The 24,306-nt window shown below is 65.1% G+C and carries 25 protein-coding genes, 3 tRNA genes and 1 pseudogene; 18 read left to right on the top strand and 11 right to left on the bottom strand.

Features of this window, described 5'->3' with window-relative positions; genetic code table 11:
- Positions 1–193: 193 nt before the first annotated feature.
- The 4 genes from AABM56_RS09385 to AABM56_RS09370 form a co-directional block, all read right to left on the bottom strand.
- A complete protein-coding gene (locus AABM56_RS09385; RefSeq protein WP_263258685.1) occupies positions 194–1,660 on the bottom strand; it encodes a chemotaxis protein CheW in 1,467 nt (488 codons plus the stop codon).
- Entirely contained in the window at positions 1,657–4,131 is a 2,475-nt protein-coding gene (locus AABM56_RS09380) for a PAS domain-containing methyl-accepting chemotaxis protein (RefSeq protein WP_133859331.1), read from the bottom strand. Before AABM56_RS09380 ends, AABM56_RS09385 begins: the two co-directional genes overlap by 4 nt.
- A gap of 141 nt (positions 4,132–4,272) precedes the next feature.
- Positions 4,273–5,058, bottom strand: a complete 786-nt coding sequence (locus AABM56_RS09375) for a sulfite exporter TauE/SafE family protein (RefSeq protein ID WP_133859332.1) — start codon at positions 5,056–5,058, stop codon at positions 4,273–4,275.
- Positions 5,059–5,175: 117 nt separating this feature from the next.
- Positions 5,176–5,538, bottom strand: coding sequence for a hypothetical protein (locus AABM56_RS09370; RefSeq protein ID WP_133859333.1), 363 nt, complete (start codon positions 5,536–5,538; stop codon positions 5,176–5,178).
- 166 nt (positions 5,539–5,704) lie between these two features.
- Here AABM56_RS09370 and AABM56_RS09365 point away from each other — a divergent pair, with 166 nt between their 5' ends.
- The 3 genes from AABM56_RS09365 to AABM56_RS09355 all read left to right on the top strand — a co-directional run bounded on the left by AABM56_RS09365 (position 5,705) and on the right by AABM56_RS09355 (position 6,476).
- Positions 5,705–5,908, top strand: coding sequence for a hypothetical protein (locus tag AABM56_RS09365; protein ID WP_133859334.1), 204 nt, complete (start codon positions 5,705–5,707; stop codon positions 5,906–5,908).
- Positions 5,909–5,983: 75 nt separating this feature from the next.
- Positions 5,984–6,112 (top strand): hypothetical protein, encoded by a 129-nt coding sequence (locus AABM56_RS09360; RefSeq protein ID WP_260175664.1) that lies wholly within the window; start codon positions 5,984–5,986, stop codon positions 6,110–6,112.
- Positions 6,113–6,290: 178 nt separating this feature from the next.
- Entirely contained in the window at positions 6,291–6,476 is a 186-nt protein-coding gene (locus AABM56_RS09355; RefSeq protein WP_133859335.1) for a hypothetical protein, read from the top strand.
- A 95-nt stretch (positions 6,477–6,571) separates the two neighbouring features.
- On the opposite strand, the gene AABM56_RS09350 is transcribed toward AABM56_RS09355, so the two are convergent.
- The 3 genes from AABM56_RS09350 to AABM56_RS09340 all read right to left on the bottom strand — a co-directional run bounded on the left by AABM56_RS09350 (position 6,572) and on the right by AABM56_RS09340 (position 6,895).
- A tRNA-Leu gene (locus tag AABM56_RS09350) sits at positions 6,572–6,656 on the bottom strand.
- A gap of 51 nt (positions 6,657–6,707) precedes the next feature.
- Positions 6,708–6,783 (bottom strand) — tRNA-His (locus AABM56_RS09345).
- A 35-nt stretch (positions 6,784–6,818) separates the two neighbouring features.
- Positions 6,819–6,895, bottom strand: a tRNA-Arg gene (locus AABM56_RS09340).
- 247 nt (positions 6,896–7,142) lie between these two features.
- Between AABM56_RS09340 and folD the strand changes: the two genes are divergently transcribed.
- Complete coding sequence (folD, locus tag AABM56_RS09335; RefSeq protein ID WP_133859336.1) at positions 7,143–7,997, top strand: bifunctional methylenetetrahydrofolate dehydrogenase/methenyltetrahydrofolate cyclohydrolase FolD; 855 nt, start codon at positions 7,143–7,145, stop codon at positions 7,995–7,997.
- 42 nt (positions 7,998–8,039) lie between these two features.
- Here folD and AABM56_RS09330 read toward each other — a convergent pair whose 3' ends face one another.
- A complete protein-coding gene (locus AABM56_RS09330; RefSeq protein WP_007162182.1) occupies positions 8,040–8,891 on the bottom strand; it encodes a glycine betaine ABC transporter substrate-binding protein in 852 nt (283 codons plus the stop codon).
- Positions 8,892–9,154: 263 nt separating this feature from the next.
- Between AABM56_RS09330 and AABM56_RS09325 the strand changes: the two genes are divergently transcribed.
- Both AABM56_RS09325 and AABM56_RS09320 read left to right on the top strand, forming a co-directional pair.
- Positions 9,155–10,465, top strand: a complete 1,311-nt coding sequence (locus tag AABM56_RS09325) for an alpha/beta fold hydrolase (protein ID WP_133859337.1) — start codon at positions 9,155–9,157, stop codon at positions 10,463–10,465.
- 97 nt (positions 10,466–10,562) lie between these two features.
- A complete protein-coding gene (locus AABM56_RS09320) occupies positions 10,563–11,279 on the top strand; it encodes a VacJ family lipoprotein (protein ID WP_252977306.1) in 717 nt (238 codons plus the stop codon).
- 3 nt (positions 11,280–11,282) lie between these two features.
- On the opposite strand, the pseudogene AABM56_RS09315 reads toward AABM56_RS09320, so the two are convergent.
- A pseudogene (locus tag AABM56_RS09315) lies at positions 11,283–12,418 on the bottom strand (patatin-like phospholipase family protein).
- Positions 12,419–13,354: a lipid A biosynthesis lauroyl acyltransferase gene (locus tag AABM56_RS09310; RefSeq protein WP_133859340.1), complete on the bottom strand. Its 936-nt coding sequence runs from the start codon at positions 13,352–13,354 to the stop codon at positions 12,419–12,421.
- A 151-nt stretch (positions 13,355–13,505) separates the two neighbouring features.
- On the opposite strand from AABM56_RS09310, the gene minC reads away from it, so the two are divergent.
- The 6 genes from minC (at position 13,506) to AABM56_RS09280 (ending at position 18,211) form a co-directional block, all read left to right on the top strand.
- A complete protein-coding gene (gene minC, locus AABM56_RS09305; RefSeq protein ID WP_133859341.1) occupies positions 13,506–14,252 on the top strand; it encodes a septum site-determining protein MinC in 747 nt (248 codons plus the stop codon).
- 134 nt (positions 14,253–14,386) lie between these two features.
- A complete protein-coding gene (minD, locus tag AABM56_RS09300; protein WP_133859342.1) occupies positions 14,387–15,205 on the top strand; it encodes a septum site-determining protein MinD in 819 nt (272 codons plus the stop codon).
- Positions 15,202–15,456 carry a cell division topological specificity factor MinE gene (gene minE / locus AABM56_RS09295; RefSeq protein ID WP_017642793.1) on the top strand — a complete coding sequence of 85 codons (255 nt, stop codon included), beginning with the start codon at positions 15,202–15,204 and terminating at the stop codon, positions 15,454–15,456. Before minD ends, minE begins: the two co-directional genes overlap by 4 nt.
- 117 nt (positions 15,457–15,573) lie before the next feature.
- On the top strand, positions 15,574–16,209 hold the full coding sequence (locus tag AABM56_RS09290; RefSeq protein WP_133859343.1) for an RluA family pseudouridine synthase: 636 nt from the start codon (positions 15,574–15,576) through the stop codon (positions 16,207–16,209).
- A gap of 45 nt (positions 16,210–16,254) precedes the next feature.
- The gene (locus AABM56_RS09285) at positions 16,255–16,833 is read left to right on the top strand and encodes a class I SAM-dependent methyltransferase (protein ID WP_347884032.1); all 579 of its coding nucleotides are present in this window, start codon (positions 16,255–16,257) and stop codon (positions 16,831–16,833) included.
- Positions 16,834–16,921: 88 nt separating this feature from the next.
- Positions 16,922–18,211, top strand: coding sequence for a M18 family aminopeptidase (locus AABM56_RS09280; RefSeq protein ID WP_347884031.1), 1,290 nt, complete (start codon positions 16,922–16,924; stop codon positions 18,209–18,211).
- 7 nt (positions 18,212–18,218) lie between these two features.
- On the opposite strand, the gene AABM56_RS09275 is transcribed toward AABM56_RS09280, so the two are convergent.
- Positions 18,219–18,956: a UTRA domain-containing protein gene (locus tag AABM56_RS09275; RefSeq protein ID WP_058790817.1), complete on the bottom strand. Its 738-nt coding sequence runs from the start codon at positions 18,954–18,956 to the stop codon at positions 18,219–18,221.
- 182 nt (positions 18,957–19,138) lie between these two features.
- Here AABM56_RS09275 and AABM56_RS09270 point away from each other — a divergent pair, with 182 nt between their 5' ends.
- The 6 genes from AABM56_RS09270 to AABM56_RS09245 are packed head-to-tail and all read left to right on the top strand — an operon-like array spanning position 19,139 to position 24,240.
- Positions 19,139–20,200, top strand: coding sequence for an ABC transporter substrate-binding protein (locus AABM56_RS09270; protein ID WP_133859346.1), 1,062 nt, complete (start codon positions 19,139–19,141; stop codon positions 20,198–20,200).
- Positions 20,201–20,204: 4 nt separating this feature from the next.
- Entirely contained in the window at positions 20,205–21,002 is a 798-nt protein-coding gene (locus AABM56_RS09265) for an alkaline phosphatase family protein (protein ID WP_133859347.1), read from the top strand.
- Complete coding sequence (locus tag AABM56_RS09260; RefSeq protein WP_133859348.1) at positions 20,999–21,832, top strand: ABC transporter permease subunit; 834 nt, start codon at positions 20,999–21,001, stop codon at positions 21,830–21,832. Before AABM56_RS09265 ends, AABM56_RS09260 begins: the two co-directional genes overlap by 4 nt.
- Positions 21,819–22,604, top strand: a complete 786-nt coding sequence (locus AABM56_RS09255) for an ABC transporter permease (RefSeq protein WP_133859349.1) — start codon at positions 21,819–21,821, stop codon at positions 22,602–22,604. The genes AABM56_RS09260 and AABM56_RS09255 overlap by 14 nt, the downstream gene beginning before the upstream one ends.
- Entirely contained in the window at positions 22,601–23,590 is a 990-nt protein-coding gene (locus AABM56_RS09250; protein WP_133859350.1) for an ABC transporter ATP-binding protein, read from the top strand. Before AABM56_RS09255 ends, AABM56_RS09250 begins: the two co-directional genes overlap by 4 nt.
- Positions 23,587–24,240, top strand: coding sequence for an HAD family hydrolase (locus AABM56_RS09245; RefSeq protein WP_347884030.1), 654 nt, complete (start codon positions 23,587–23,589; stop codon positions 24,238–24,240). The genes AABM56_RS09250 and AABM56_RS09245 overlap by 4 nt, the downstream gene beginning before the upstream one ends.
- Positions 24,241–24,306: the final 66 nt, after the last annotated feature.

Genomic DNA, 24,306 nt, shown 5'->3' with positions numbered 1-24,306 from the left:
ACAACTCGCTGATGAACGCCTGCACCCGGCTCCGGCAGCGGCGGCGCGGGTGGCGCGCCCCACCTGGCGACTTCCGGCAAACACCACTCGCTCTAGCTTGCCGGTACCGCTTTGATGAGGGACGCCTGCGGTGGCCGACAAAGCCACGGGTAATCCGTTACCCGACCGTTCGACGAAGCGACGAGCGGTATCGTCAAACTGTCGCAGCCACGCGCTCCGGAAGGGTCTGCCGGGCCTGACCTTCCAGACGTTTCACCAGCGCCCCGAGATCGATCAGGGTCGCCTGGCGACTGTTGCCCGCGGATCCTACGCCCACCCAGCTCTGCGCCCGCTGCGCCGGTACTGCCCCGCCCTCCCCTGGCAACTGCCAGCTGCGCGCCAGGGCATCGGCGCGCAACTCGGTAAAGGCCTCGATGGCCTCGACCCGCTGCACCACGAAACCCAGGCGCTGGCGTTGCCCTTCCACCACGATCACCTGATCGCCGGGACCAGACTCCACCGCTGTCGCACCGGCCAGGGTCCGCAGGCAGACCAGGGTGATCTGCTGGCCGCGGACCTCCATCAATCCCAGCAACCGCGGATCCCGCTGGCCGAGGCGTAGGTAGTGCGCCGGCAGCGGCAAGACCTCCGCCACCTGCTCCAGCGGGACGGCGAACAGCAATTCGGCGAGAAAGGTCAGGCACGGCTGGCGGCGGACCTGACGCCGCTCTTCGCGCAGCAGGTCTCGATCGGTGCGATAGATCCGCGCATAGGCCACCGCCGCCTCCTGGCACCCCAGGGCCAGGTGATCGATCACGATGGCCGCCTGGCCCTCCGCGGCGCTGAACACCCCGCGCAACAGCCCGGGCTGCTCCAGCCCGAAGCCAAGCAGCGGCGCGCACTGCGCCGGATCCCGCCGCCACATGCCGAGCAGCCGCTGGAAGCCGAAGGCCACCCGATACTGACCCCGGTCGCCCGCCGCCAGCACCAGCAGCTGCTCATGGTGAGCCTGGGCGGGCGTGGCCAGCCCCAGTAGCTCGGACAGCTCCAGCACCGGCAAGGCCTGGCCTCTCAGCTGCACCTGGTAGCGACAGCTGTCGCTGGCGAATTCGCTGGGCGTCAGCTGCGGTCGATCCACCAGCTCCTGCACCACCGCCGCATCCAGGCACAGGCGCCGCCCATCGCACTCGAACAGCAGATAGAGCCGCTCCGCTTCCGTGCCAATGGCGGCCTGCCGCTGTAGCGCCGGCGGCCTGTCGGCACTGACCTCGAAGCCCGGCAAGGCGGCCAGCGCCGGCATGTCCAGCAGATGCACCAACCGGCCGGTCTCTGGCTGCAAATGCACCTGTCCCAGCAGGCGCCCGGGCGCCCCCTGCAATTGCACGATGGCGTCATCCGCCAGCTTGAGGATGTCCACCACCCCATCGATGGCCAGGCCGAAGCGTCCACCCCCATGACGGATCACGGCGATCCGGCGCTCGTGCTCGACCGCCGGCAGCCCCAGCAGGCAATGGCCGTCCACCAGCGGCAGCGGCTGGCCGCCCAGCTCGAAGAGGCCCAGCAACCAGGGCACCGGACTTGGATGAGGCGCCAGGCGCTCCGGCCAGGGCACCACGCGTTCCAGGGCCTGGGCGGACAGCGCGACTTCCAGTTCGCCGATCCGCACCACACCCTGGGTCACGGCCGTCCTCCCCCAACCACCGGCGAAAGGGTGGTGGCCGCGTCCAGTTCCTGGATCAGCTGATTAACCCGCGCCGCATCGTCGAGCTGGGCCGCGGTGGAGCCGTTGATGGCCTCGATGGACTGCTGGGTCTTGCCCACCCCTTCGGCGATCAGGCCGAAGGCCTCGCCCACGCTGCGCGAGATCTCACTGCCCTGGGCGATGCTCTTGACCGATTCAAGGATCAGCTTGTTGATTTCCTTGGTCGCCTGGGACGACTTCTCGGCCAGCTTGCGGACCTCATCGGCCACGACCGAGAAGCCCAGGCCGTGCTCGCCGGCGCGAGCCGCCTCGATGGCGGCGTTGAAGGCGAGCATGTTGGTCTGATTGGCGATGTCGCTGATCACCTGGACGATGTCCTGGATGCCTCCGGCCGTGGTACCGATGGCCTCCATGGCGTCCAGCGAGCGGGTCAGGGTCAGGGAACCACGCTCGGCTTCTTCCAGGGTGCGTCGGGCCATGCGGTTGGCGTCGTCGGTGGTCTCGGCGATCTGGTTGATGGAGCGGGTCAGGGCGTGCAGCGAAAGATTCATCTGCTCGATCTTCTGCCGCACGTGCTGTTCCATCTCCACCTGGCGCGTGATGTCGGTGGCGAACTTCACCACCTTGTGCACCTGCCCATCGGCGTCGAAGATGGGGTTGTAGGTGGCCTGGATCCAGATCCGCTGGCCGAACTTGCTCAGCCGCATGAAGCGCCCGCCAAACACCTCGCCCTGGGCCAGCCGCGCCCAGAACTCGCGGTACTCGCCGGAGGCGACGTGCTCCGCCTCGCAGAAGATGCGGTGATGCTGGCCGCGGATCTCCTCCAGCCGATAGCCCAGGGTCGCCAGGAAGTTGCGGTTGGCTTCGAGGATCTTGCCGGTCAGATCGAATTCGATCACCGCCTGGCCGCGGTCGACGGCCGCCACCTTGCCCGCATAATCGCTGTTGCGAATCTGGCTTTCGGTGATGTCCACGGCGAACTTCACCACCTTGCACGGCTTGCCGTCGGCGTCGAAGATCGGGTTGTAGGTGGCCTGGATCCAGATCTCCTCGCCCCGGCTGTTGCGTCTCTTGTACACCCCGGCGTCGAATTCGCCCCGCGCCAATTTATCCCAGAACAGCCGGTACTCCGCCGAGCGGGCATAGTCGTCGGGACAGAAGATGCGGTGATGCTTGCCCACCACTTCATCGGTCTGGTAACCCAGGGCCAGCAGGAAGTTGCGGTTGGCGGCGAGCATTGTGCCGTCGAGGGAGAATTCGGCGATGGCCTGGGATCGGTCGATGGCCGCCACCTTGCCTTCGTAGTCGCTGTTGCGCAGCTGAGTCTCGGTGACGTCGCTGGCGAACTTGACCACCTTGTACGGCTTGCCCTCAGCATCGAGGATGGGGTTGTAGGTGGCCTGGATCCACACCTGGCGGCCGTCGCTGGCGCGTCTCTTGTACAGCCCGGCATCGAAGTCGCCGCGGCCGAGCTTTTCCCAGAACAGCCGATAGCCCGGCGAGCGGGCATGCTCGGGTTCGCAGAAGATCCGGTGATGCTTGCCACGCACCTCGTCCAGGCTGTAACCCAGAGCCGACAGGAAGTTCTCGTTGGCCGTCAGGATGTTGCCGTGCAGATCGAATTCGATCACCGCCTGGGCACGGTCGATGGCGGCCATCTTGCCTGCGAATTCGGCGGCCTGCAGTTGCGCATCGGTCACATCGGTGGCGAACTTCACCACCTTGTAGGGTCGACCGTCGCTGTCGAGGATGGGGTTGTAGGTGGCCTGGATCCAGATCGGTCGCCCATCGCGGCGGATGCGCTTGTAGACCCCGGTATCGAAGACACCCTGCCCCAGGCGATTCCACAGCAGGGCGTACTCCGCCGAACGCGCGTATTCGGCCGGGCACATCAGGCTGTGATGACGCCCGCGCAACTCGTCCAGCGCATAGCCGGTCATGCCGAGGAAGTTGTCATTGGCCCAGAGCACGTTGCCCTGCAGATCGAATTCGATCACCGCCTGGGAGCGATGGATGGCTTCGATCTTGCCTTCGTACTCGACCGCCTGCAGCCGCGTCTCGGTGATGTCGGTGGCGAACTTGATGATGCGCTGCGGGCGCCCCTGCGCATCCAGCAACGGATTGTAGGTGGCGCGAATCCACCTCAGAGTGCCGTCCTTGTGCTTGCGGCGATAGACACCGCTGTGGAACTCGCCGCGCGCCAACGCCGCCCAGAAGTCCTGATAGTCCTCGCTCTCCGCCACCCCGGGCGGGCAGAACAGGCGGTGCTGTCGCCCGCTGATCTCGTCGAGGCGATAGCCGAAGGTCTGCAGGAAGTTGTCGTTGGCGTGAAGGATCGTGCCCTGCAGATCGAATTCGATCACCGCCAGGGAGCGGTCCAGCGCCTGGCGCAGGGCGTGATAGGCAGAGGCATCGTCGACAGCAGCGGATTCGGCAGAGGCGGAAAACATGGGCAGCTCCAGGAGAGAACTCGGCGAACAGGTTATCGGCAATCGCGATAACAAATTGAACACCGTCTATCCTAGAGATGTTTTCTCCTGGCGGATTGCCAATAGTCGTCCGATGAACGACCTTAAGTTTCCCCCCGACGTTCAGACCACCAGCTTGGCGCCTATGACCAGCAGCATGACCGCCAGACAGGGTCGCAGCACGCCATCCGGTACGCGTCCGGAGAGATGGCTGCCTAGGAAGATCCCCGGCAAGGACCCCAGCAGCAGAAAGCCCAAAACATGCCAGTCCAGATTGCCCAACCCGGCGTGACCGAGTCCCGCCACCAGCGTCAGGGGTACCGCATGGGCGATCTCGGTACCGACCAGGCGCCGGGTCGCCATCAGCGGATAGAGCAGGAACAGCGCCACCGTGCCCAGAGCCCCAGCGCCGATGGAAGTCAGGGTCACCATGAAGCCCAGCACTGCGCCGGTAAGCACCGTCAGGGCATTGAGCCGCCTGGCACTCAGGTGAAATCTGTCGCTGGCATGGCGGCTGGCAAAGGCGAAGATCTGCTTTTTGAAGAGAATGGCCAGGGCCGTCAAAAGCAGCACGATGCCCAGGGCATGCTTGATGAGGGCATTGGTCGCGTGCTGATCACCGGGCAGCAGCGCCAGGGCGAGTAGCGTCAGGGCGGCGGTGGGTACGCTGCCGGCGGCCAGCCAGCCGGTCACCGTCCAGTCGATGTTGCGGTTGCGCTGGTGGACGAAGACGCCGCCCGCCTTGGTGATGGCGGCATAGAGCAGATCGGTGCCTACCGCTGCCGCGGGGTTGATCCCGAACCAGAGCAGGATGGGGGTCATCAGCGAGCCACCACCCACGCCCGTCATGCCAACGATGAAGCCAACCACCAGCCCCGCGATCACGAAGCCCAACGCCCCTACTTCCATTACAGCCCCAATTGCCGTTGTCGGCTCATTTTGCGGCCGCACAGGATAACTACTCAGGTTAGACCGACCTATATTGAAAGGGTCTTTGCTTATAACCGATAACACTAAATTCCCGGGTCAGCGGCTCTGGTGGGCATTCAGATAGGCCGCGACCTCTTCGTCGCCATAGCCGGCGCGCCGAGCATGCGCCTCGATGGCGGCACGGCAGGCGGGATCGTTAACGGTCGCCGGCATGACGGTGCCGCAGGGCGCCAGGCTCGCCTGCGCCAGGAAGCTCTCGAGATCCTGCTTGTGTTCGTCCGCGACCGAATGGGTACCCGTGGTGGGTGCGTGGGCCGCTACCGGGGGCGTGGTGGTCGCCACCACGGCTGGCTCACTGCTGGTCGAATCGCTACGGTGGGTGGTTGCCACTGCAGCCACTACCAGCAGGCCGAAACCTGCGGTCAACACCAGCAACTTGCGAGTTGAAGTCCCGCTCATGATTTCTTCTTCCCTATGAAAAAGCTGACATCTCGGACCTGAAAACGACATGAGCTGCCGAAAGTCCGACTTTTAACCAATCAAGTCAGACAATATTTTTCCAGTCTGTGTTCAGCCAAAGGCGGCGCATGCCACACTCGGCGGTATCAGGAGACAGGAGCGGCTCATGCAGCACAAGGATTTCATCGGCCCCCGGCTGCGCCAGCTCAGCGCGGACCTTTCGCTCGCCGATCGTCTGGCGGAGAGTGCCCAGGTCGATCTCAATGCCGACCTGAAGCGCCGGGTCCGGGAAGACCTCGAACGGGCGCTGCGCGAGGTCGGTCAGCTCAGCGAAGAGCAGACCCTCTGGCTGAACTGGGCGACTAGCTAACCCGGCACGCCCGCCGTCGTCGCGCTGTAACGCACGGCTGCTATCTGTAGCGGCAGCCATCCTCTGGAGCCGAGCATGAAAGCGGAATACGAAATCAGTGACGACATCGCCCACTTCGTCGGGGGCGCCTTGATCAGCCTGGTGCTGCTCAGTGGCGGAGCCATCGGCGGCGCCCTGTTCCTGCTGGCCGAGACCTTCAACTGACCGTTTGTCGCCAGTCGCGCCGCTCCCGCAGCAGCTGCGAGGCCGTCCTTGACCGGGTCAGTGTTCGACCGCGCAGCCGTCACTCGCCCCGAATCCGCCCGCATCTTGCATTACCCGCCCGCCGCATTAGTCTTGAAAGTGCCAATAACAATTAGTGCAGACGGCAAGAGGTCGGATCATGCGCACCCAACTGACCCGCTCGATCACCCTGTTCGACAGCCCGGATCATCAGCCTGCGACGGCAGAGGTCTCCTCCGCGCCGGGCAATCGCAAGCGCAACCTGCAGAGGTGGACCAAGACCCTGGTGTTCGGCACCTCGTTCGCCGTCGCGCTCTGTGCGCCGCTGCTGCGGCATCTGCACTGAGACCGGGTACCAGCACTGGACACCCGCTGGCCGCCACCTGAATCCCAGGCACAAAAAAACCGGCGCTGGGCCGGTCTTCTGCTGTGCATCTTGATTGGTGCGGACGGAGAGACTCGAACTCTCACACCTTGCGGCGCCAGAACCTAAATCTGGTGTGTCTACCAATTCCACCACGTCCGCGAGACGCTTGAAAGACGAACGCCAGACACGAGGTCTGGCGTTCGCTGAATATGGGGTGGACGATGGGAATCGAACCCACGACACCAGGAGCCACAATCCTGTGCTCTACCAACTGAGCTACGCCCACCATATCTTACGTGCTTGCCGTCGCCGAACCGCCAATGGCGCGCCCGGCAGGACTCGAACCTGCGACCATCCGCTTAGAAGGCGGATGCTCTATCCAGCTGAGCTACGGGCGCCTGTTACGGCAGCTGCCCTAGCAGAGACTTCCTTGGTGAGAAGCCTCTTGCCTGGCCCCTGTCAGTGACTTGGGCTGTGCTCGGCAAGCGGGGCGAATGTTATAAAGCTCCCGCCGACCCGTCAACTAATTTTTAAAAAATTTTTAAGCAGAAGAATGAGTTAGCCGCCGCAGAGGCTTCTCTGTTGCCAGCGGGCCCGTCCATGCGAAAATAGCCGACCTCTTTCCGTCACCACCAGAAATCGCCCATGACCGCCCAACTGATCGACGGCAAGTCCATTGCCGCCCGCCTGCGCCAGGATATTGCCCAGCGAGTCTCTCAACGTCGTAGCGCCGGACTGCGCGCCCCTGGCCTCGCCGTCATCCTGGTCGGCACCGATCCCGCCTCGAGCGTCTATGTGGCGCACAAGCGCAAGGATTGCGAAGAGGTCGGTTTCGACTCCTATGCCCATGACCTGCCGGCCAGCACTACCCAGGCAGAACTGGAAGCCCTGATCGACCGGCTCAACGACGACACCAGCGTCGACGGCATCCTGCTGCAGTTGCCGCTGCCCGCGCACCTGGATGCCACCCAGCTGCTGGAACGCATCCGCACCGACAAGGACGTCGACGGCTTCCATCCCTACAACCTGGGTCGCCTGGCACAGCGCAATCCCCAGCTGCGCCCCTGCACGCCCAAGGGCATCATGACCCTGCTGCACAGCACCGGCGTCGACCTCTATGGGCTGGATGCGGTGGTGGTCGGCGCCTCCAACATCGTCGGTCGGCCCATGGCGCTGGAACTGTTGCTGGCCGGGTGCACCGCCACCGTGACCCACAGATTCACCCGCTCCCTCGAACACCACGTCAGCCAGGCCGATCTGGTGGTCGTCGCCGTGGGCAAGCCGGGACTGGTCAAGGGTGAATGGATCAAGCCCGGCGCCATCGTCATCGACGTGGGCATCAACCGCCAGGCCGATGGCCGTCTGGTGGGCGACGTGGAATTCGACAGTGCCTGCGAGCGCGCCAGCTGGATCACTCCGGTTCCCGGTGGCGTCGGCCCGATGACGCGCGCTTGCCTGCTGGAAAACACGCTGTACGCGGCCGAGCAGCTGCACAGCTAGCAAAACGGGCCCCGCAGGGCCCGTTTTTCATTCAGCCAACCCTCAGGGCAGCCAGGACTTCACGCGATCCGGATGGGCAGCGATCCAGGCCTTGGCGGCCTCTTCCGGCTTCTTGCCCTCTTCCACCGCCAGCATCACCTCGTTCACCTCACCCGGCTGCCAGGCGAACTTCTTCAGGAAATCCCAGACCGGCTTGGCCTTGGCTTCCAGCGCGGGGTTGGCCACGGTGTCCACATGCTCGGAGCCGCCGAACACACCCTTGGGATCTTCGAGGAACTTCAGCTTCCACTTGGCGAACATCCAGTGCGGCACCCAGCCCGTCACCACGACCGGCTTCTGGTCCTTCTCGGCCCGGGTCAGCTCGGCGATCATGCCGCTACCGGAACTGGCCACCAGCTTGTAGTCCAGGCCATAGTCCTTGATCGCCTGGTCGGCCTTGAGCATGACCCCGGCACCGGCGTCGATGCCGACGATCCGGCCACCGAAGTCGGCCTTCTGCGCCTGCAGATCGGCGATGCTGTTGGCCTTGACGTACTCCGGCACGATCAGACCGATCTTGGCGTCGGGGGTGTTGACGTTCAGATCGACCACCTGGTCCTTCATCTTCTCGTAGTAGGCGCCATGGGTGACCGGCAACCAGGCGGACAGCATGGCGTCGAGCTTGCCGCGCGCCACGCCCTGCCACATGATGCCGGCGGCCACCGGCATGAGCTTGACCTCGTAGCCCAGATTCTGGCGGATCACTTCAGCTGCGGTATGGGTGGTGGCCACGCTATCGGCCCAGCCATCGACGTAGCCGATGGTGATTTCGGGCTTGGCCGCCTGGGCCAGGCTCATGGCCGAGGTCAGCGCGACACCGAGTCCTATTCCCAACAGTTTCTTCACCATGCTCATGCAGCAGTCCTCTCGCTATGGAAGTCGGGCGGTTGCCCCACCCCCATCATTCGGGCAATGCAAGATGGCCACTACCGTCTGGGCGACGCATAACGACCGGTTAGCGACAGGAGCTGCACTTTTCACGACATGCGATGTCGCTTGACGCAGCCCGGCGACCGCTCTGTAATCGACGCCGCGCAGAAACCTGCACCTGCCGATGCAACCTATTGGCGGGCCGTTGTCTTACCTACGCTCTCAAGCCCTCTGAAAGGACTCTGTCCATGCGTCTTTCGTTGCGCGTCGCCGCCCTGCTGGGCGCGCTGTTTTCCGGTCTCTGGGCTACCGCGCACGCGGCCGCCGAAGTGGATGCCGCCACCTATGGCTATCCACTGGTCAATCCTTTCGAAGCCACCATCGTTACCACGCCGGAAAAATTCCGTCCCGAGCTGCCGCCTGAAAGCACCATCGACCAGGATGACTACAGCCTCAACCTGCGTCCGGAACGGGAATACCAGCTGCCCGGCAACTTCTGGCCGGTGAAGAAATTCCACTACCGTCTTGCCCGCCAGGACCATCCGGCACCGCTGATCTTCCTGATCGCCGGTACCGGGGCCAACTACTCCTCGAGTACCCAGGAATACCTCAAGCGGCTGTATTACGCGGCCGGTTACCACGTGGTGCAGCTGTCCTCGCCCACCAGCTGGGACTTCATGGTGTCGGTGTCGCGCACCGCTACCCCGGGCTACACCCCGCACGATGCCGAGGATCTCTATCGCGCCATGCAGGCGGTACGCGCCCAGCATCCCAAGCTGCCGGTCACCGACTACTACCTGACCGGCTACAGCCTGGGCGGCCTGGACGCCGCCTTCGTCTCCTACCTGGACGAGAGCCAGCGCAGCTTCAACTTCAAGAAGGTGCTGATGGTCAATCCGCCGGTCAATCTGCTGACCTCGGTACGTAACCTGGATCGCCTGGTGCAGACCGAGGTGAGGGGCGTGACCAACAACCGCACCTTCTACGAGCTGATCCTGTCGAAGCTGACCCGCTACTTCCAGGAGAAGGGCTACGTCGACTTCAACGACGCCGTGGTGCGCGACTTCCAGCGCTCACCGGAGCGATTGAGCAACGAAGAACTGGCCATGCTGATCGGCTCGTCCTTCCGCTTCTCGGCGGCTGACATCGCCTTCACGTCCGACCTGATCAACCGCCGCGGCCTGATCACCCCGCCGACCTACCCCATCAGCGAGGGCACCAGCCTGACGCGCTTCTTCGCCCGTTCGCTGCAGTGCGATTTCGACTGCTACATGACCGAGCAGGTGATGCCGTTCTGGCAGAAGAACTTCAAGGGGCAGAACCTCGACGACCTGGCGCGCAAGTCCAGCCTCGTCGCGCTGGAAGACTATCTGAAGAGCAGCCCGAAGATCGGCGTCATGCACAATGCCGACGACATCATCCTCGGCCCGGGCGACCTCGGTTTCCTGCGCAAGACCTTTGGCGATCGCTTGACCGTCTATCCCCACGGCGGCCATTGCGGCAATCTCAACTACCGCGTCAACGCGAACGCCATGCTGGAGTTCTTCGCCCGTGGTTAAGTCCCTGCTCGCTCTCCTCCTGATGGCCAGTGCCTCGGTCTTCGCCGCCGAATCGAGTCCACCGCCCTCCTCCACCCTGACCATCGGCTCGGACACCATGCCGGCCGCGCCGGTGGGCGCCGATGGCTTCAGCAATCCGCTGTCAACCCTCAAGTACAACCCGGGTCTGGACCAGCGCGAATTCGAACGGGCGTCCCTGGTCGCCCTGGACGTCTACGATCCCTTTGAATCCTGGAATCGCCACGTCTACCACTTCAACTATCGGCTGGACGAGTGGGTCCTGCTGCCGGTGGTCAACGGCTACCGCTGGATCACCCCACGCTTCGTACGTTCGGGCGTGAGCAACTTCTTCAGCAACCTGGGCGACGTCAACAACCTGCTCAACAGCGTGCTGCAGTTCAAGGGCCGCCGCGCCCTGGACACCACCGGCCGCCTGCTGCTCAACACCACCATCGGGGTGTTCGGCCTGTGGGACCCGGCGACTCGCGTCGGGCTGATCAAGCAGCCGGAAGACTTCGGCCAGACGCTGGGCTTCTATGGGGTTGGCAATGGCCCCTACCTGATGCTGCCGGTCCTCGGCCCGTCCAACCTGCGCGATACCGGCGGTCTGGCGGTGGATTTCGCCGCTGAAGCCCAGGTGAACTTCCTCAACGTCAGCGACGAAAGCGGTCGTCATCCGGAAATCATGGTGCTGCGCGGCATCAACCTCAGGTACGTGACCGACATGAGATACGGCCAGCTTAACTCGCCCTTCGAGTACGAGAAGATCCGCTATTTCTACACCAAGGCGCGGGAACTGCAGATCGCCGAATAAGGCCTAGGCGCTGGCGAGAAAGGTCTGGAGCTCGGGCAGGCGGGCCAGGGCATCGGTCCGCCCCAGCGCCATGAGTTCCTGGCAGTAGGCCGCCTCGAACAGCAGATAGCTGAGCAGCGCACTGCCCGAAGGCCGATTCACCCCGACTCCCCGCAGCAACTGCCGCAACGCCGGTGGCAGGCGTTTGCGGTGCCGGGTGGCGATGTCCGCCAGCGGCTGGCTGGGCGAGATCACCAGCATGTCCACGGGACGGCAGAAGCGTCCGCTGACCGGGTCCCCTGCTGGCAGGGCGCGACTCAGCAGATTGAGGCGCCGGAGGGTTTCGGTATCGCTGTCCAGGGCATCGACGAAGGTGCTGTTGAGCAGATGACCGCCGATCTGCGCCACCGTCGGCGGCCGACCCTGCAGTCCGTGCTCGTGACCCCCAGGCGCGCCGAGTCCGATCACCAGGATACGCTCCGCCCCCAGATGCAGCGCCGGACTGATGGGCGCCGTCTGCCGTACCGAACCGTCGCCCAGGAACTCCCGCCCGACCTTCACCGGCGGAAAGAACAGTGGAATGGCCGTGCTGGCCAGCAAATGGTCGACCGCCAGCCGTGCCGGCACCCCGACGCGCCGATGACGAAACCAGGGATCGAGCGCGCCATGACTCTGGTAGAAGGTCATCGCCTGGCCCGAGGCATAACCGAAGGCCGTGACCGCCACGGCTCGCAAAGCGCGCTGGCGCAAGGCCGCGGTGATCCCGGAGAAATCCAGCTCGCGGCTGAGCAGCGCCCGCAGGGGCGCGTTGTCGAGCAGGGCCAGCGGTTCCTGGCGCCAGGCGCCGAACAGCGTCTGCAGGCGAAACGCGCGGCCTGGCGGCTCGCCCCGGCCCAGTCGCTGCGATAGATCATCGCCGTTTCCAGGCTCGACCAGACCGCCGCCAGGCGATCCACCGCACGTCCGAAATCCAGGGCGCCGCAGCCCAGCACGGCGGCGTTGAGCGCGCCCGCCGAGCTACCGACGAGGATCGGGAAGGGATTCTCGGAACGGACCGCCAGGGTATCGGCCACCACCTGCAGCACCCCGACCTGATAGGCGGCCCGCGCGCCACCGCCGGCCAGAATCAGCCCGGTGCGCCGCTCGCCGCCCAGACTCATCTAGCGCTTCTTCTTCGGATAGAGCTTGGGCTCGCCGGGCGGACGGGTCTTGAACCGCCGATGGGCCCAGAGGTACTGCTCGGGCAACTCGCTGACGCAGCGCTCGACCCAGTGATTGATGCGCAGGCAGTCGGCTTCCTCGCTCTCGCCAGGGAAGTCGGCCAGCGGCGGATGAACGACCAGGCGATAGCCCGAACCGTCCGCCAGGCGCTCCTGGGTGAAGGGCAGCACCCGTGCGCGCCCCAGGCGGGCGAACTTGGTGGTGGCCGTTACCGTGGCTGCCTGGATGCCGAACAGCGGCACGAACAGACTCTGCTTGGCGCCGTAGTCCTGGTCGGGCGCATACCAGATGGCCCGTCCGGCGCGCAGTACCTTGAGCATGGCGCGGACGTCCTCGCGCTCGATGGCGGTGGCGTCCTGGTTGTGGCGCTCGCGACCGCGGCGCTGGATGAAGTCGAACACCGGATTCTTGTGCTGGCGGTACATGCCATCGATGGTGTGCCGCTGCCCGAGCAGCGCCGCGCCGATTTCCAGGGTGGTGAAATGCAGCGCCATGAGGATCACCCCCTGACCTTCGCGCTGAGCGGCCTGCAGATGCTCGAGGCCTTCGATATGGGCCAGGCGGGCCAGGCGCTGCCGCGGCCACCACCAGCTCATGGCCATCTCCAGCAGGGCCATGGCGCTGCTGGCGAAGTTGCGCCTCAGCAGGCGATCGCGTGCCCGCTCGTCGAGCCGGGGAAAGCAGAGTTCCAGATTGCGGCGGGCGATGGCGCGGCGCTGACCGGCGACGTGATAGAAGAGCCAGCCGAGTCCCTGGCCGAATCGCAGCAGCACGGCATAGGGCAGTTGCACCAGCAGGCAGAGCAGCCCCAGCCCCAGCCAGAGCGGCCAATAACGTGGATTGAGAAAGGCGAGGCGGAAAGACGGCCGCTCCATCGGAACTCCTGCATGAAAAAGTCGCGCCATTCTACAGGGCTCGCGCAGATTTCCCGTAGCCTTCACAGTCATGGTCCCCCAGACCCGGTGAGGGTTGCGACACGCGGGGCATCCCGCTATAAGTCCCGCCATCCAAGCACAAGTACCCACCATGACCGCAGCCGATCCTTCCGAAAGCGACTCCGTCTTCCAGCTCAAGGGCAACATGCTCGCCGTGACCGTGCTGGAGCTTCTCCGCAACGACCTGGGGCGCCTGGACCGGCAACTGGCCCAGAAGGTCGCCCAGGCCCCCAACTTCTTCCAGGAAACGCCGCTGGTACTGGGCCTCGACAAGCTCGCCGAGGATGCCGGCCCGCTCGACCTGGGCGCCCTCCTCGACCTCTGCCGCCGGCACGGCCTGCGCACCCTGGCCCTACGCGCCAGTCGCAGCGGGGATCTGGCCGCCGCCAACGACTACGACCTGCCGATCCTGCCAGTCAGTTCCGGCGGGCGTGAACGCCAGGTCGAACCGCGCGATCGCGAGCCGGTCAAGCCGGCGGAACCGCCCAAACCGGCCGCACCGACGATCAATCCGACCAAGATCATCACCGCCCCGGTGCGCGGCGGTGTGCAGCTCTATGCCCCGGCCGGTGACCTGGTGGTGCTGGCGCCGGTCAGCCCGGGCGCCGAATTGCTCGCCGACGGCAACATCCATGTCTATGGCCCCATGCGCGGCCGAGCGCTGGCCGGGGTAAAAGGTGATACTAAAGCGCGGATTTTCTGCCAGCAGCTGACCGCGGAACTGCTCTCCATCGCTGGCCAGTACAAGGTCGCCGAGGACCTGCGACGCCATCCACAATGGGGCAATCCGGTACAGGTCAGTCTGGTGGGAGATGTGTTGAACATCACCCGTCTTTGACGGATACTTCCGCGAATTTTTCGCACTTGGCGCCTAAGCCGCCAACGACAACACGAAGCGCGACACTGCCTGCAATCTCGTCACCGAGGGCATCGAGTCGCTTCAGTTATTCCTTTCGATCAAGGTGAATCAGTTTGGCCAAAGTACTCGTAGTCACCTCCGGCAAGGGCGGCGTCGGCAAGACCACCAGCAGCGCCGCCATCGGTACCGGTCTCGCCCTGCGCGGCCACAAGACCGTCATCGTCGACTTCGACGTCGGCCTGCGTAACCTCGACCTGATCATGGGCTGCGAGCGCCGCGTGGTGTACGACTTCGTCAACGTGATCAACAACGAAGCCACCCTAAGTCAGGCCCTGATCAAGGATAAGCGTCTCGAGAACCTGTTCGTGCTGGCCGCCAGCCAGACCCGCGACAAGGACGCCCTGACCCAGGACGGCGTGGAGCGCGTGATCAACGAACTCAAGCAGACCTTCGACTTCATCGTCTGCGACTCCCCGGCCGGCATCGAGAAGGGTGCCCACCTGGCGATGTACTTCGCCGACGAGGCCATCGTGGTGACCAACCCCGAAGTCTCCTCGGTCCGCGACTCCGACCGCATGCTCGGCCTGCTGGCCAGCAAGTCGCGCCGCGCGGAAAAGGGCGAGGAAGCCATCAAGGAACACCTGCTGCTGACCCGTTACAACCCCGAGCGCGTCACCAAGGGCGAAATGCTCGGCGTCGAGGACGTGGAAGAGATCCTGTCCATCCGCCTGCTCGGCGTGATCCCCGAATCCCAGGCGGTGCTCAAGGCGTCGAACCAGGGTATCCCGGTAATTCTCGACGAACAGAGCGACGCCGGTCAGGCCTACAGTGATACCGTGGAACGACTGCTCGGCAAGGAAGTGGCCTATCGCTTCCTCGACGTGAAGAAGAAAGGCTTCCTGCAACGTCTGTTCGGGGGTGGTAGCGAATGAACATCTTCGACTTCTTTCGCGATCGGAAGAAGCAGAACAGCGCTTCGATAGCCAAGGAGCGGCTGCAGATCATCGTGGCCCACGAACGCGGTCGCCACGAGCAGCCGGACTATCTGCCGCAATTGCAGAAAGATCTGCTGGAAGTGATCCGCAAGTACGTGCCCATTGAGCAGGACCAGATCCAGGTCGAACTGGAAAATCAGGGCAGTTGCTCGATCCTCGAACTCAACATCACCCTGCCCGACCGCTAAGGCGAGCGCAGCAGGACAGCGGCGGCCCCAGGGCCGCCGCTGGCGTTTAAGCCATGGCGAATCCTCGGTACCTGCCCAGCGCGGTGCCGCGATTCGCCGCCAGGCCCCAGGAAGCCCATGCCCCTCTCCAACATTCGCATCATCCACGAGGACGCCGCCCTGCTGGTGGTCGACAAGCCTACCCTGCTGCTGTCGGTCCCCGGTCGCGCCGAAGACAACCGCGACTGCCTGGTGACCCGCCTGCAGGAAAACGGCTATCCCGAGGCGCGCATCGTCCATCGCCTGGACTGGGAGACCTCCGGCGTCATCGTGCTGGCGCGGGATGCCGACAGCCATCGCGAGCTGTCCCGGCAATTCCATGATCGCGAAACGGAAAAGGCCTACATCGCCCTCTGCTGGGGCGAACCGGAGGCCAACAGCGGCCGCATCGAATTGCCGCTGCGCTACGACCCGCCGACCAAGCCGCGCCATGTGGTGGACCACGAACTGGGACGCCATGCCCTGACCTTCTGGCAAGTGCTGGAGCGTCACGGCTACTACAGCCGGGTGGAACTCACGCCCATCACCGGCCGCTCCCACCAGCTGCGCGTCCATATGCTGAGCATCGGGCATCCGCTGCTGGGCGATCAGCTCTACGCCGAGGGCGAGGCGCTGGCGGCCCAGCCGCGCCTCTGCCTGCACGCCAGCCTGCTGACGCTGACCCACCCCCTTTCGGGCGAGCGGATGAGCTTTACCAGTCCCGCGCCTTTCTAAGCCTGGGCGCTGGCATACTGAGGCACTCAGCCAGAGGAGTGCCGCTTGTCTCACTGGACGTCCTACTACACCGCCACCGCCGCGGGCGGTCCGCGCGAGACCCTGCTGCAGGCACTCTCATCCCGCTCAGATCCGCCAGGATTGGCGCTGGATCTGGGCTGTGGCACCGGGCGCGACACCCTCGTCCTGCTGGAACGCGGCTGGCAGGTGCTGGCGGTGGATGCCGAGGCCGAGGCGCTGAGCACCCTGCGCGAGCGCACGCCGACCCTGCTGCAGAAACGCCTGGAAACCCGCCAGGCACGCTTTGAAACGCTCGAAATCCCTCCCTGCGACCTCGTCAATTCCAGCTTCGCCCTGCCCTTTTGCGAGCCAGCGCGCTTCCCGCTGCTCTGGACCGGGATCGCCGCGGCGGTGCGCCCGGGTGGGCTGTTCTGCGGCCAGTTGTTCGGCGAGCGGGACAGCTGGGCCAGCAAGGGGGTGACGGTCGTCGACGCCGCGGTCCTGCAACAGCTGCTGCGGGACTGGCAAGTCCTCCTGCAGCGGGAAGAGGAGGAGGACGGCCATACCGCGGTCGGGCGGCCCAAGCACTGGCACATCCATCACCTGGTGCTGCAGCGCCGCTGAGCCCTGAGCTGCCGTCCGCCCTGGGCGCTACGCTCGACTCCCCTGGGTCCAGAACCTAGACTGGACGCCTTGTCGTCCGGAGTCGTCCATGCGTACCGATCAGATCCAAGGCCTCATCGATTTCCTCTCCACCTCGCCCACGCCCTTCCACGCCACCGCAACCCTCGCGCGCCGTCTCGAAGCCGCCGGCTACCAACGCCTGGACGAGCGAGAAAGCTGGTCCGTGCAGCCGGGTGGCCGCTACTACGTCACCCGCAACGATTCGTCGCTGATCGCCGTGCGCCTGGGTGCCCAACCGCTGGAACGCGGCCTGCGCCTGGTCGGCGCCCATACCGACAGTCCCTGCCTCAAGGTCAAGCCGCAGCCGGAGCTGCAGCGGCAGGGCTTCTGGCAACTGGGCGTCGAGGTCTACGGCGGCATGCTGATGGCGCCCTGGTTCGACCGCGACCTGTCCCTGGCGGGCCGGGTGACCTATCGTGCCGAGGGCCGGGTGCAGAGTCGGCTGATCGACTTTCGCAAGCCGCTGGCGATCATTCCCAATTTGGCCATCCACCTCAATCGCGAAGCCAACCAGGGCTGGGCCATCAATGCCCAGAACGAGCTGCCACCGATCCTGGCCCAGGTGCCTGCCAGCGAGCGGCGCGACTTCCGCGCCCTGCTGGCCGCGCGCCTGCAGCAGGAACACGGCATAGACCAAGCCGAGGTGCTGGATTTCGAACTGAGCTTCTATGATGTCCAGCCCGCCGCCCTGATCGGGCTGGATGACGACTTCATCGCCGCCGCCCGCCTGGACAACCTGCTGTCCTGCTATGCCGGTCTGACCGCCCTGCTGGCCGACGAGGGCGACGAGAACGCCGTGCTGGTCTGCACCGATCACGAGGAAGTGGGCTCCACCTCCTGCTGCGGCGCCGACGGTCCCTTCCTCGAACAGGTGCTGCAACGCCTGCTGCCCGCCGGGGATGCCTTTACCCGCACCCTGCAGCGCTCGCTGCTGATCTCGGCCGACAACGCCCATGGCGTGCACCCCAACTATGCCGACAAGCACGATGGCAACCACGGCCCGAAACTGAACGGCGGCCCGGTGATCAAGGTGAACGCCAACCAGCGCTATGCCACCAGCAGCGAAACCGCGGCCTTCTTCCGCGACCTCTGCCAACGCGAAGCGGTGCCGGTACAGAGCTTCGTGGTGCGCAGCGACATGGGGTGCGGTTCCACCATCGGCCCCATCACCGCCGGGCAGCTGGGGGTGCACACCGTAGACATCGGCCTGCCCACCTTCGCCATGCACTCCATCCGCGAACTGGCCGGCAGCCATGACCTGGGCCATCTGATCAAGGTGCTGACGGCCTTCTATGCGAGCAGCGAACTGCCGCTCTGAAGCCAGCCTAGTCCGGTACTTCGACCCTGACCTGGATGGCGTCATGCCGCCAGAATTCCAGGTCGCAATCGATCAGTCGCCCCTGCTGGTCGTGGTTGATGCGGGTGATGTGCAGCGCCGGACTGCCCTGCGCCACCCGCAGCGCCTGGGCCGCCTCCGGCAGCAGCGCCGTCGGCAGGATCTCGAAGCGCACCTCGCCGTAGCGAATGTCGTAGCGGTCGCGATACAACTCGGTGAGGGAGCGCTGCAGATCGTGCTCCAGCAAGCCCGGGAAATAGGCGGCATTGAGGTAGTGCTCGACATAGAGCACCAGCCGGCCGTCCACCCGACGCACCCGGCGGATCTGATAGACGCTGGACAGCGCCGGCAACTCCAGCAGGCGACAGATCTCCGCGGACGCCAGCATCTGCCGGGCCGCCACGACCTCGGTCGCCGGTACCCGCCCCTGGGCTTCCACCATGGCGTGAAAATGGGTCCGTGCCAGGGGGTTGTAGGCCAGCCGCGGCGGGGCGACGAACCAACCCCGACGTTCCTCGCGATAGATCAGCCCTAGGGCTTCCAGCTGCAGCAGGGCTTCACGCAGGGTGATACGGGTGGTGGCGAACAGCTCGCTCAGCTGGCGCTCGGAGGGCAGGCGCTCCATGGCCGGCAGCAGGCCATGGGCGATCTGCTCCTGCAATGCCTGGCGGATGGCACCGGCACCCGGCGCACTTCTTTGGACTAGACCAGTTTCGGATTGGTGCACCCGGAGTGCCTCGACTAGGGTTTGTTGGGAGACTAAGACGGCCAGATGACCGCTTGGTGACGACTGCAGCGCCCGTGCCAGCGGTGAAACAGGGCGCATTGCCATCAAATCGTCATACCCCGGTCCTAGATTGGCCTGTGTCTTGCTGACCTAGACCAAGCCCTAACACCTGGAGCACCCGTATGACCCGTCTGCTTGCTTCCTTGTTGGCCACTGCCGTTGCGCTACAGGCCGGTACCGCCTTCGCCGATACCGTCGACCTCAAATCCCTCGAAGCCGCCGCCCGCAAGGAAGGCGAGGTGAACAGCGTCGGCATGCCCGATACCTGGGCAAACTGGAAAGGTACCTGGCAGGACCTTGAGCAGAAATATGGGCTCAAGCATCAGGATACCGACATGAGCTCCGCCCAGGAGATCGCCAAGTTCGCCGCCGAAGGCGAGAACGCCTCCGCCGACATCGGTGACGTCGGTGCTTCCTTCGGCCCCATCGCCGTGCAGAAGGGCGTTACCCAGCCCTACAAGCCGAGCACCTGGGACCAGGTACCGAGCTGGGCCAAGGACAGCGACGGTCACTGGGCGCTGGCCTACACCGGCACCATCGCCTTCATCGTCAACAAGCAGACCGTCAAGGACGTCCCCCACTCCTGGGCCGACCTGCTCAAGGGCAACTACAAGGTCACCATCGGCGACGTCAGCGCCGCCTCCCAGGCGGTGAGTGGCGTACTGGCAGCGGCCTATGCCAACGGCGGCGACGAAAAGAACATCAAGCCGGCGCTGGACTTCTTCGCCAAGCTGGCCAAGCAAGGTCGCCTGGCCTTCACCAACCCGGTGGTGGCCAACCTCGAGAAGGGTGAAGTGGAAGTCGGGGTGGTGTGGGACTTCAACGCCCTGAGCTATCGCGACCAGATCGATCGCTCGCGCTTCGAGGTGCTGATCCCCTCCGATGGCTCGGTGACCTCCGGCTACACCACCATCATCAACAAGTACGCCAAGCACCCCAACGCGGCCAAGCTGGCCCGCGAGTACATCTTCTCCGACGCCGGCCAGATCAACCTGGCCCAGGGCTATGCCCGGCCGATCCGCGCCGAGCACCTGACCCTGCCGGCCGACGTCCAGGCCAAGCTGCTGCCCCAGGCGCAATACGCCAAGGCCCGACCCATCGCCGACGCCAAGGCCTGGGAAGAAACCTCCAAGCGCCTGCCGCGGCTCTGGCAGGAACACGTTCTGATCAACATGCAGCAGTGACGTCATGAAGGTCATCCTGGTCGTGCTGGACGGACTCGCCCTGAGGGTCGCCGAACACGGACTCGGCTTTCTCCAGGCGCTCTGCCTGGCTGGCCGGGGTCGCCTCTACCGGTTGGAGTGCGAGTTGCCCTCGCTCTCCCGCCCGCTCTACGAATGCCTGCTCACCGGGGTGCCCCCGGTGAGCAGCGGCATCGTCCACAATGGCGTGGATCGGCTGTCCAACCAGATCAGCCTCTTCCATCTGGCCCAGGCCGCCGGCCTCACCACGGCGGCGGCGGCCTACCACTGGGTCAGCGAACTCTACAACCGCAGCCCCTTCGATCGAGCGCAGGACAGGCATGTCAGCGATACCGCCCTGCCGATCCAGCATGGCCACTTCTATTACGCCGACCACTACCCAGATTCCCATCTGTTCGACGACGCCGAGCACCTGCGCCTTACCCAGGCGCCGGACATCCTCCTGGTCCATCCGATGAACATCGACGATGCCGGCCACCGGCACGGCCTCTCCAGCCCCGAATACCGCAATGCCGCGCGCCGCGCCGACGGCCTGCTGTCCCACTACCTGCCCGCCTGGCTGGACGCCGGCTACCAGGTGCTGGTGACCGCCGACCACGGCATGAACGACGACCGCAGTCACGGCGGGACGCTCCCGGAAGAACGCGAGGTGCCCCTGTTCGTCTTCGGCGCGGGCTTCTCCCTGGGCGAGGCCACACCGCGCCAGGTGGAGATCTGCGGCACCGTCTGCACGCTGCTGGGTCTTGCCCACGACAAGCCCCTGTGCCGGGAGTTGCTGGCATGAAGCGGCCCTGGCTCGCCCTGCTGCTGATCCTGCCTTTCCTGCTGGTGTTCGGCGCCTTCCAGCTGGCGCCCCTGGCCTGGATCGCCTTCAACAGCTTCAATTCCAGCGAAAGTGGCTGGGGCCTGGGCAACTACGCCGAAATCCTCGGCTCGCCCTTCTACCTGCAGGCCATCCGCTTCTCCCTGGAAATTTCGCTCTGGTCCAGCGTCTGCGGTCTGCTCATCGCCCTGCTCGGCGCCTATTCGCTGACCCGGGTCGACTCGCGGCTGCGCGGCTTCGTGGTGGCCTTCACCAACATGACCAGCAACTTCGCCGGGGTGCCGCTGGCCTTCGCCTTCATCATCCTGCTGGGCATCAACGGTTGCCTGACCCTGGCGCTCAAGCAATTCGGACTGATCGAAGGCTTCAACCTCTACACCAAGGGCGGACTGATCCTCATCTACACCTACTTCCAGATTCCCCTGGGGGTGTTGCTGCTGTTCCCGGCCTTCGAAGCCCTCAAGCAGGACTGGCGCGACGCGGCGGCGCTGCTCGGCGCCGGCACCTGGCAATACTGGCGGCACATCGGCCTGCCGGTGCTCAGCCCGGCGCTGGTCGGCACCTTCATCATCCTGCTGGCCAACGCCCTGGGCGCCTACGCCACGGTCTATGCGCTCACAACCGGCAACTTCAACGTGGTACCGGTGCGCATCGCCGCCCTGGTTTCCGGCGACATCTATCTAGAGCCCAACCTGGCCGCGGCGCTGGCCATGCTGCTGGTGGCCTTCATGACCCTGATCACCCTCGTCCACCAGTGGCTGCTACGGCGGAGTCGGCATGTCCAGAACTGAGCGCCTCTATCATCGGACAGTGGTCTGGGTCCTGTTCCTGATCCTGTTCACGCCCCTGGCCGCGACCCTCCTCTATTCCCTGGCCACCCAGTGGTCGGCGACCCTGCTGCCGGCGGGCTTCACCTTCAAGTGGTACCTGCAGCTGTGGAGCGAGCCGCGCTTTCTCGCCGCCTTCGGTCGTTCCCTGGCGATCTGCTTTGGCGCCCTGGCGCTGTCCTGCGTGCTGATCCTGCCGGCCATGTTCGCCGTCGCCTATCACTTTCCACGGCTGGATGCGCTGATGAACGTGCTGATCCTGCTGCCCTTCGCCGTACCGCCGGTGGTCTCGGCGGTCGGTCTGTTGCAGCTCTACGCGAGTGGTCCGCTGCCGCTGACCGGCACGCCCTGGATCCTGGTGTTCTGCTACTTCACCATCGCCCTGCCCTTCATGTACCGCGCCATCAGCAACAACCTCCAGGCGCTCAATCTGCGCGACCTGATGGACGCCGCCCACCTGCTCGGCGCCAGCTCCTGGCGCGCCGCGCTGCTGGTGGTGCTGCCCAATCTGCGGACCGGGCTGATGGTGGCGCTGTTCCTGTCCTTTTCCTTTCTCATCGGCGAATTCGTCTTCGCCAACCTGCTGGTGGGAACGCGCTACGAGACGCTGCAGATCTACCTCTACAACCTGCGCAACGGCAGTGGCCACCTGACCAGCGCCCTGGTGATCTCCTACTTCCTCGCGGTCCTGCTGCTGACCTGGATCGCCAATCGCCTCAATCGGGAGCGGACATGAGCTATCTCGCGGTCAAGGGACTGCACAAGCGCTACGGCGCCAATACCCTGTTCACCGACATCGAATTCCATGCGGAACAGGGCGAACTGGTGACCCTGCTCGGCCCCTCGGGCTGCGGCAAGTCCACCCTGCTGCGCTGCCTGGCCGGGCTCACCGAGGTCGACCGTGGCGCCATCGTGCTGGGAGGTCAGAACATCACCCAGTTGCCACCGCAGCGCCGCGGCATCGCCATGGTGTTCCAGAGCTATGCGCTGTTTCCCAACATGACGGTGGAGCAGAACGTCGCCTTCGGCCTGCGCATGCAGCGCCTGGCACGGGATGAGGTGCAGCAGCGCGTGCAGGAGGTCCTGACCCTGGTGGAACTGCAAGGCTTCGCCACACGCTATCCACACCAGCTCTCCGGTGGCCAGTGCCAGCGGGTGGCCCTGGCGCGCTCGCTGATCGTGCGGCCAAGGCTGCTGCTCCTGGACGAACCCCTCTCGGCGCTGGATGCCCGTATCCGCCGCCACCTGCGTGAGCAGATTCGCGCCATCCAGCAGGAGCTGGGCCTGACCACGGTGTTCGTCACCCATGACCAGGAAGAGGCTCTCACCCTCTCCGATCGCATCGTGCTGATGCGCGAGGGCCGCATCGTCCAGAGTGGCGATGCCGAGACCCTCTACACCGCGCCGGTGGATGCCTTTGCCGCCGGCTTCATCGGCAACTACAACCTGCTCAGCGCCGATCAGGCCAGCCGGCTGTTCGGCCAGACCTTCCAGGGGCAGGTGGCGATTCGTCCCGAGGCCATAAGGCTCGGCGTCGCCGATGGTTTCAGCGGGCGCATCGTCAGCCACAGCCTGCTGGGCAACGTGATCCGCTACCGGATCGCGACCGAAGCCTGCGAACTCAATGTCGACGTTCTCAACCATGGCCCGTCGGCCTTGCAGGCGAACGGCACAGCCGTCACCCTGGCCGTCGATTCCGACAGCCTGAGAGAAGTGGCATGACCCTGGCGATTTTCGATCTCGACGAAACCCTTATCGATGGTGACTGCTCCAGTCTCTGGAGCCAGCAGATGGGCGTGCTCGGATGGGTCGACCGCGAGTCCTTCGTGCGGCGCGACAGCGAGCTGATGGCGGCCTACGCCCAGGGCGAACTGGCCATGGAAGACTACATGGCCTTCCACCTCGAACCCCTGGTGGGCCGCACGCCCGAAGAAGTGAATTTCGAGGTCGGCCCCTGGGTCGAGGACGTCATCGAACCGCTGATCTTCAGCGACGCCATGAAGTGCATCGCCGCCCACCGCGCCGCCGGCGACCGGGTGATCATCGTCTCGGCTTCCGGGGTGCATCTGGTGGAGCCCATCGCCGAGCGGCTGGGCGTGGAAGAGGTGCTGGCCATCGACCTGCAGCTCAGCCACGGCGTCTACAGCGGCCAGGTCGAGGGGGTCGTGACCTTTCGCGAAGGCAAGCTGACCCGGCTGCTGAAACTGCTCGGCGGCGACCGCAGCCTGCTGGCCAACGCCAGCTTCTACTCCGACTCGCGCAACGACCTGCCGCTGCTCGAAGCGGTGGGCAAGCCGCACGCGGTCAACCCGGATCCGGTATTGCGCGAGCGCGCGGCACAGGCCGGTTGGCCGATCCTGAGCTGGCGGTAGAGTCAGTCAGACACCTATGTTATCGCGGCCATGGGCCGCTCCTACAGAAGCATCACCCCTCGTAGG

The sequence above is a fragment of the Pseudomonas aestiva genome (assembly GCF_039908605.1).
In the GTDB taxonomy this organism is placed as follows: Bacteria; Pseudomonadota; Gammaproteobacteria; order Pseudomonadales; family Pseudomonadaceae; genus Chryseomonas; species Chryseomonas aestiva.
The sequence above is the reverse complement of the archived record's forward strand: the minus strand, read 5'-3'. Positions and strand labels throughout refer to the sequence as shown.

Coding starts and splice junctions, on each gene's coding strand:
- AABM56_RS09380 (WP_133859331.1), bottom strand. CDS start 4,131: ATGTTTTCCGCCTCTGCCGAATCCGCTGCTGTCGACGATGCCTCTGCC.
- AABM56_RS09375 (WP_133859332.1), bottom strand. CDS start 5,058: ATGGAAGTAGGGGCGTTGGGCTTCGTGATCGCGGGGCTGGTGGTTGGC.
- AABM56_RS09370 (WP_133859333.1), bottom strand. CDS start 5,538: ATGAGCGGGACTTCAACTCGCAAGTTGCTGGTGTTGACCGCAGGTTTC.
- AABM56_RS09365 (WP_133859334.1), top strand. CDS start 5,705: ATGCAGCACAAGGATTTCATCGGCCCCCGGCTGCGCCAGCTCAGCGCG.
- AABM56_RS09360 (WP_260175664.1), top strand. CDS start 5,984: ATGAAAGCGGAATACGAAATCAGTGACGACATCGCCCACTTCGTCGGG.
- AABM56_RS09355 (WP_133859335.1), top strand. CDS start 6,291: ATGCGCACCCAACTGACCCGCTCGATCACCCTGTTCGACAGCCCGGAT.
- folD (WP_133859336.1), top strand. CDS start 7,143: ATGACCGCCCAACTGATCGACGGCAAGTCCATTGCCGCCCGCCTGCGC.
- AABM56_RS09330 (WP_007162182.1), bottom strand. CDS start 8,891: ATGAGCATGGTGAAGAAACTGTTGGGAATAGGACTCGGTGTCGCGCTG.
- AABM56_RS09325 (WP_133859337.1), top strand. CDS start 9,155: ATGCGTCTTTCGTTGCGCGTCGCCGCCCTGCTGGGCGCGCTGTTTTCC.
- AABM56_RS09320 (WP_252977306.1), top strand. CDS start 10,563: ATGCCGGCCGCGCCGGTGGGCGCCGATGGCTTCAGCAATCCGCTGTCA.
- AABM56_RS09310 (WP_133859340.1), bottom strand. CDS start 13,354: ATGGAGCGGCCGTCTTTCCGCCTCGCCTTTCTCAATCCACGTTATTGG.
- minC (WP_133859341.1), top strand. CDS start 13,506: ATGACCGCAGCCGATCCTTCCGAAAGCGACTCCGTCTTCCAGCTCAAG.
- minE (WP_017642793.1), top strand. CDS start 15,202: ATGAACATCTTCGACTTCTTTCGCGATCGGAAGAAGCAGAACAGCGCT.
- AABM56_RS09290 (WP_133859343.1), top strand. CDS start 15,574: ATGCCCCTCTCCAACATTCGCATCATCCACGAGGACGCCGCCCTGCTG.
- AABM56_RS09280 (WP_347884031.1), top strand. CDS start 16,922: ATGCGTACCGATCAGATCCAAGGCCTCATCGATTTCCTCTCCACCTCG.
- AABM56_RS09270 (WP_133859346.1), top strand. CDS start 19,139: ATGACCCGTCTGCTTGCTTCCTTGTTGGCCACTGCCGTTGCGCTACAG.
- AABM56_RS09265 (WP_133859347.1), top strand. CDS start 20,205: ATGAAGGTCATCCTGGTCGTGCTGGACGGACTCGCCCTGAGGGTCGCC.
- AABM56_RS09260 (WP_133859348.1), top strand. CDS start 20,999: ATGAAGCGGCCCTGGCTCGCCCTGCTGCTGATCCTGCCTTTCCTGCTG.
- AABM56_RS09255 (WP_133859349.1), top strand. CDS start 21,819: ATGTCCAGAACTGAGCGCCTCTATCATCGGACAGTGGTCTGGGTCCTG.
- AABM56_RS09250 (WP_133859350.1), top strand. CDS start 22,601: ATGAGCTATCTCGCGGTCAAGGGACTGCACAAGCGCTACGGCGCCAAT.
- AABM56_RS09245 (WP_347884030.1), top strand. CDS start 23,587: ATGACCCTGGCGATTTTCGATCTCGACGAAACCCTTATCGATGGTGAC.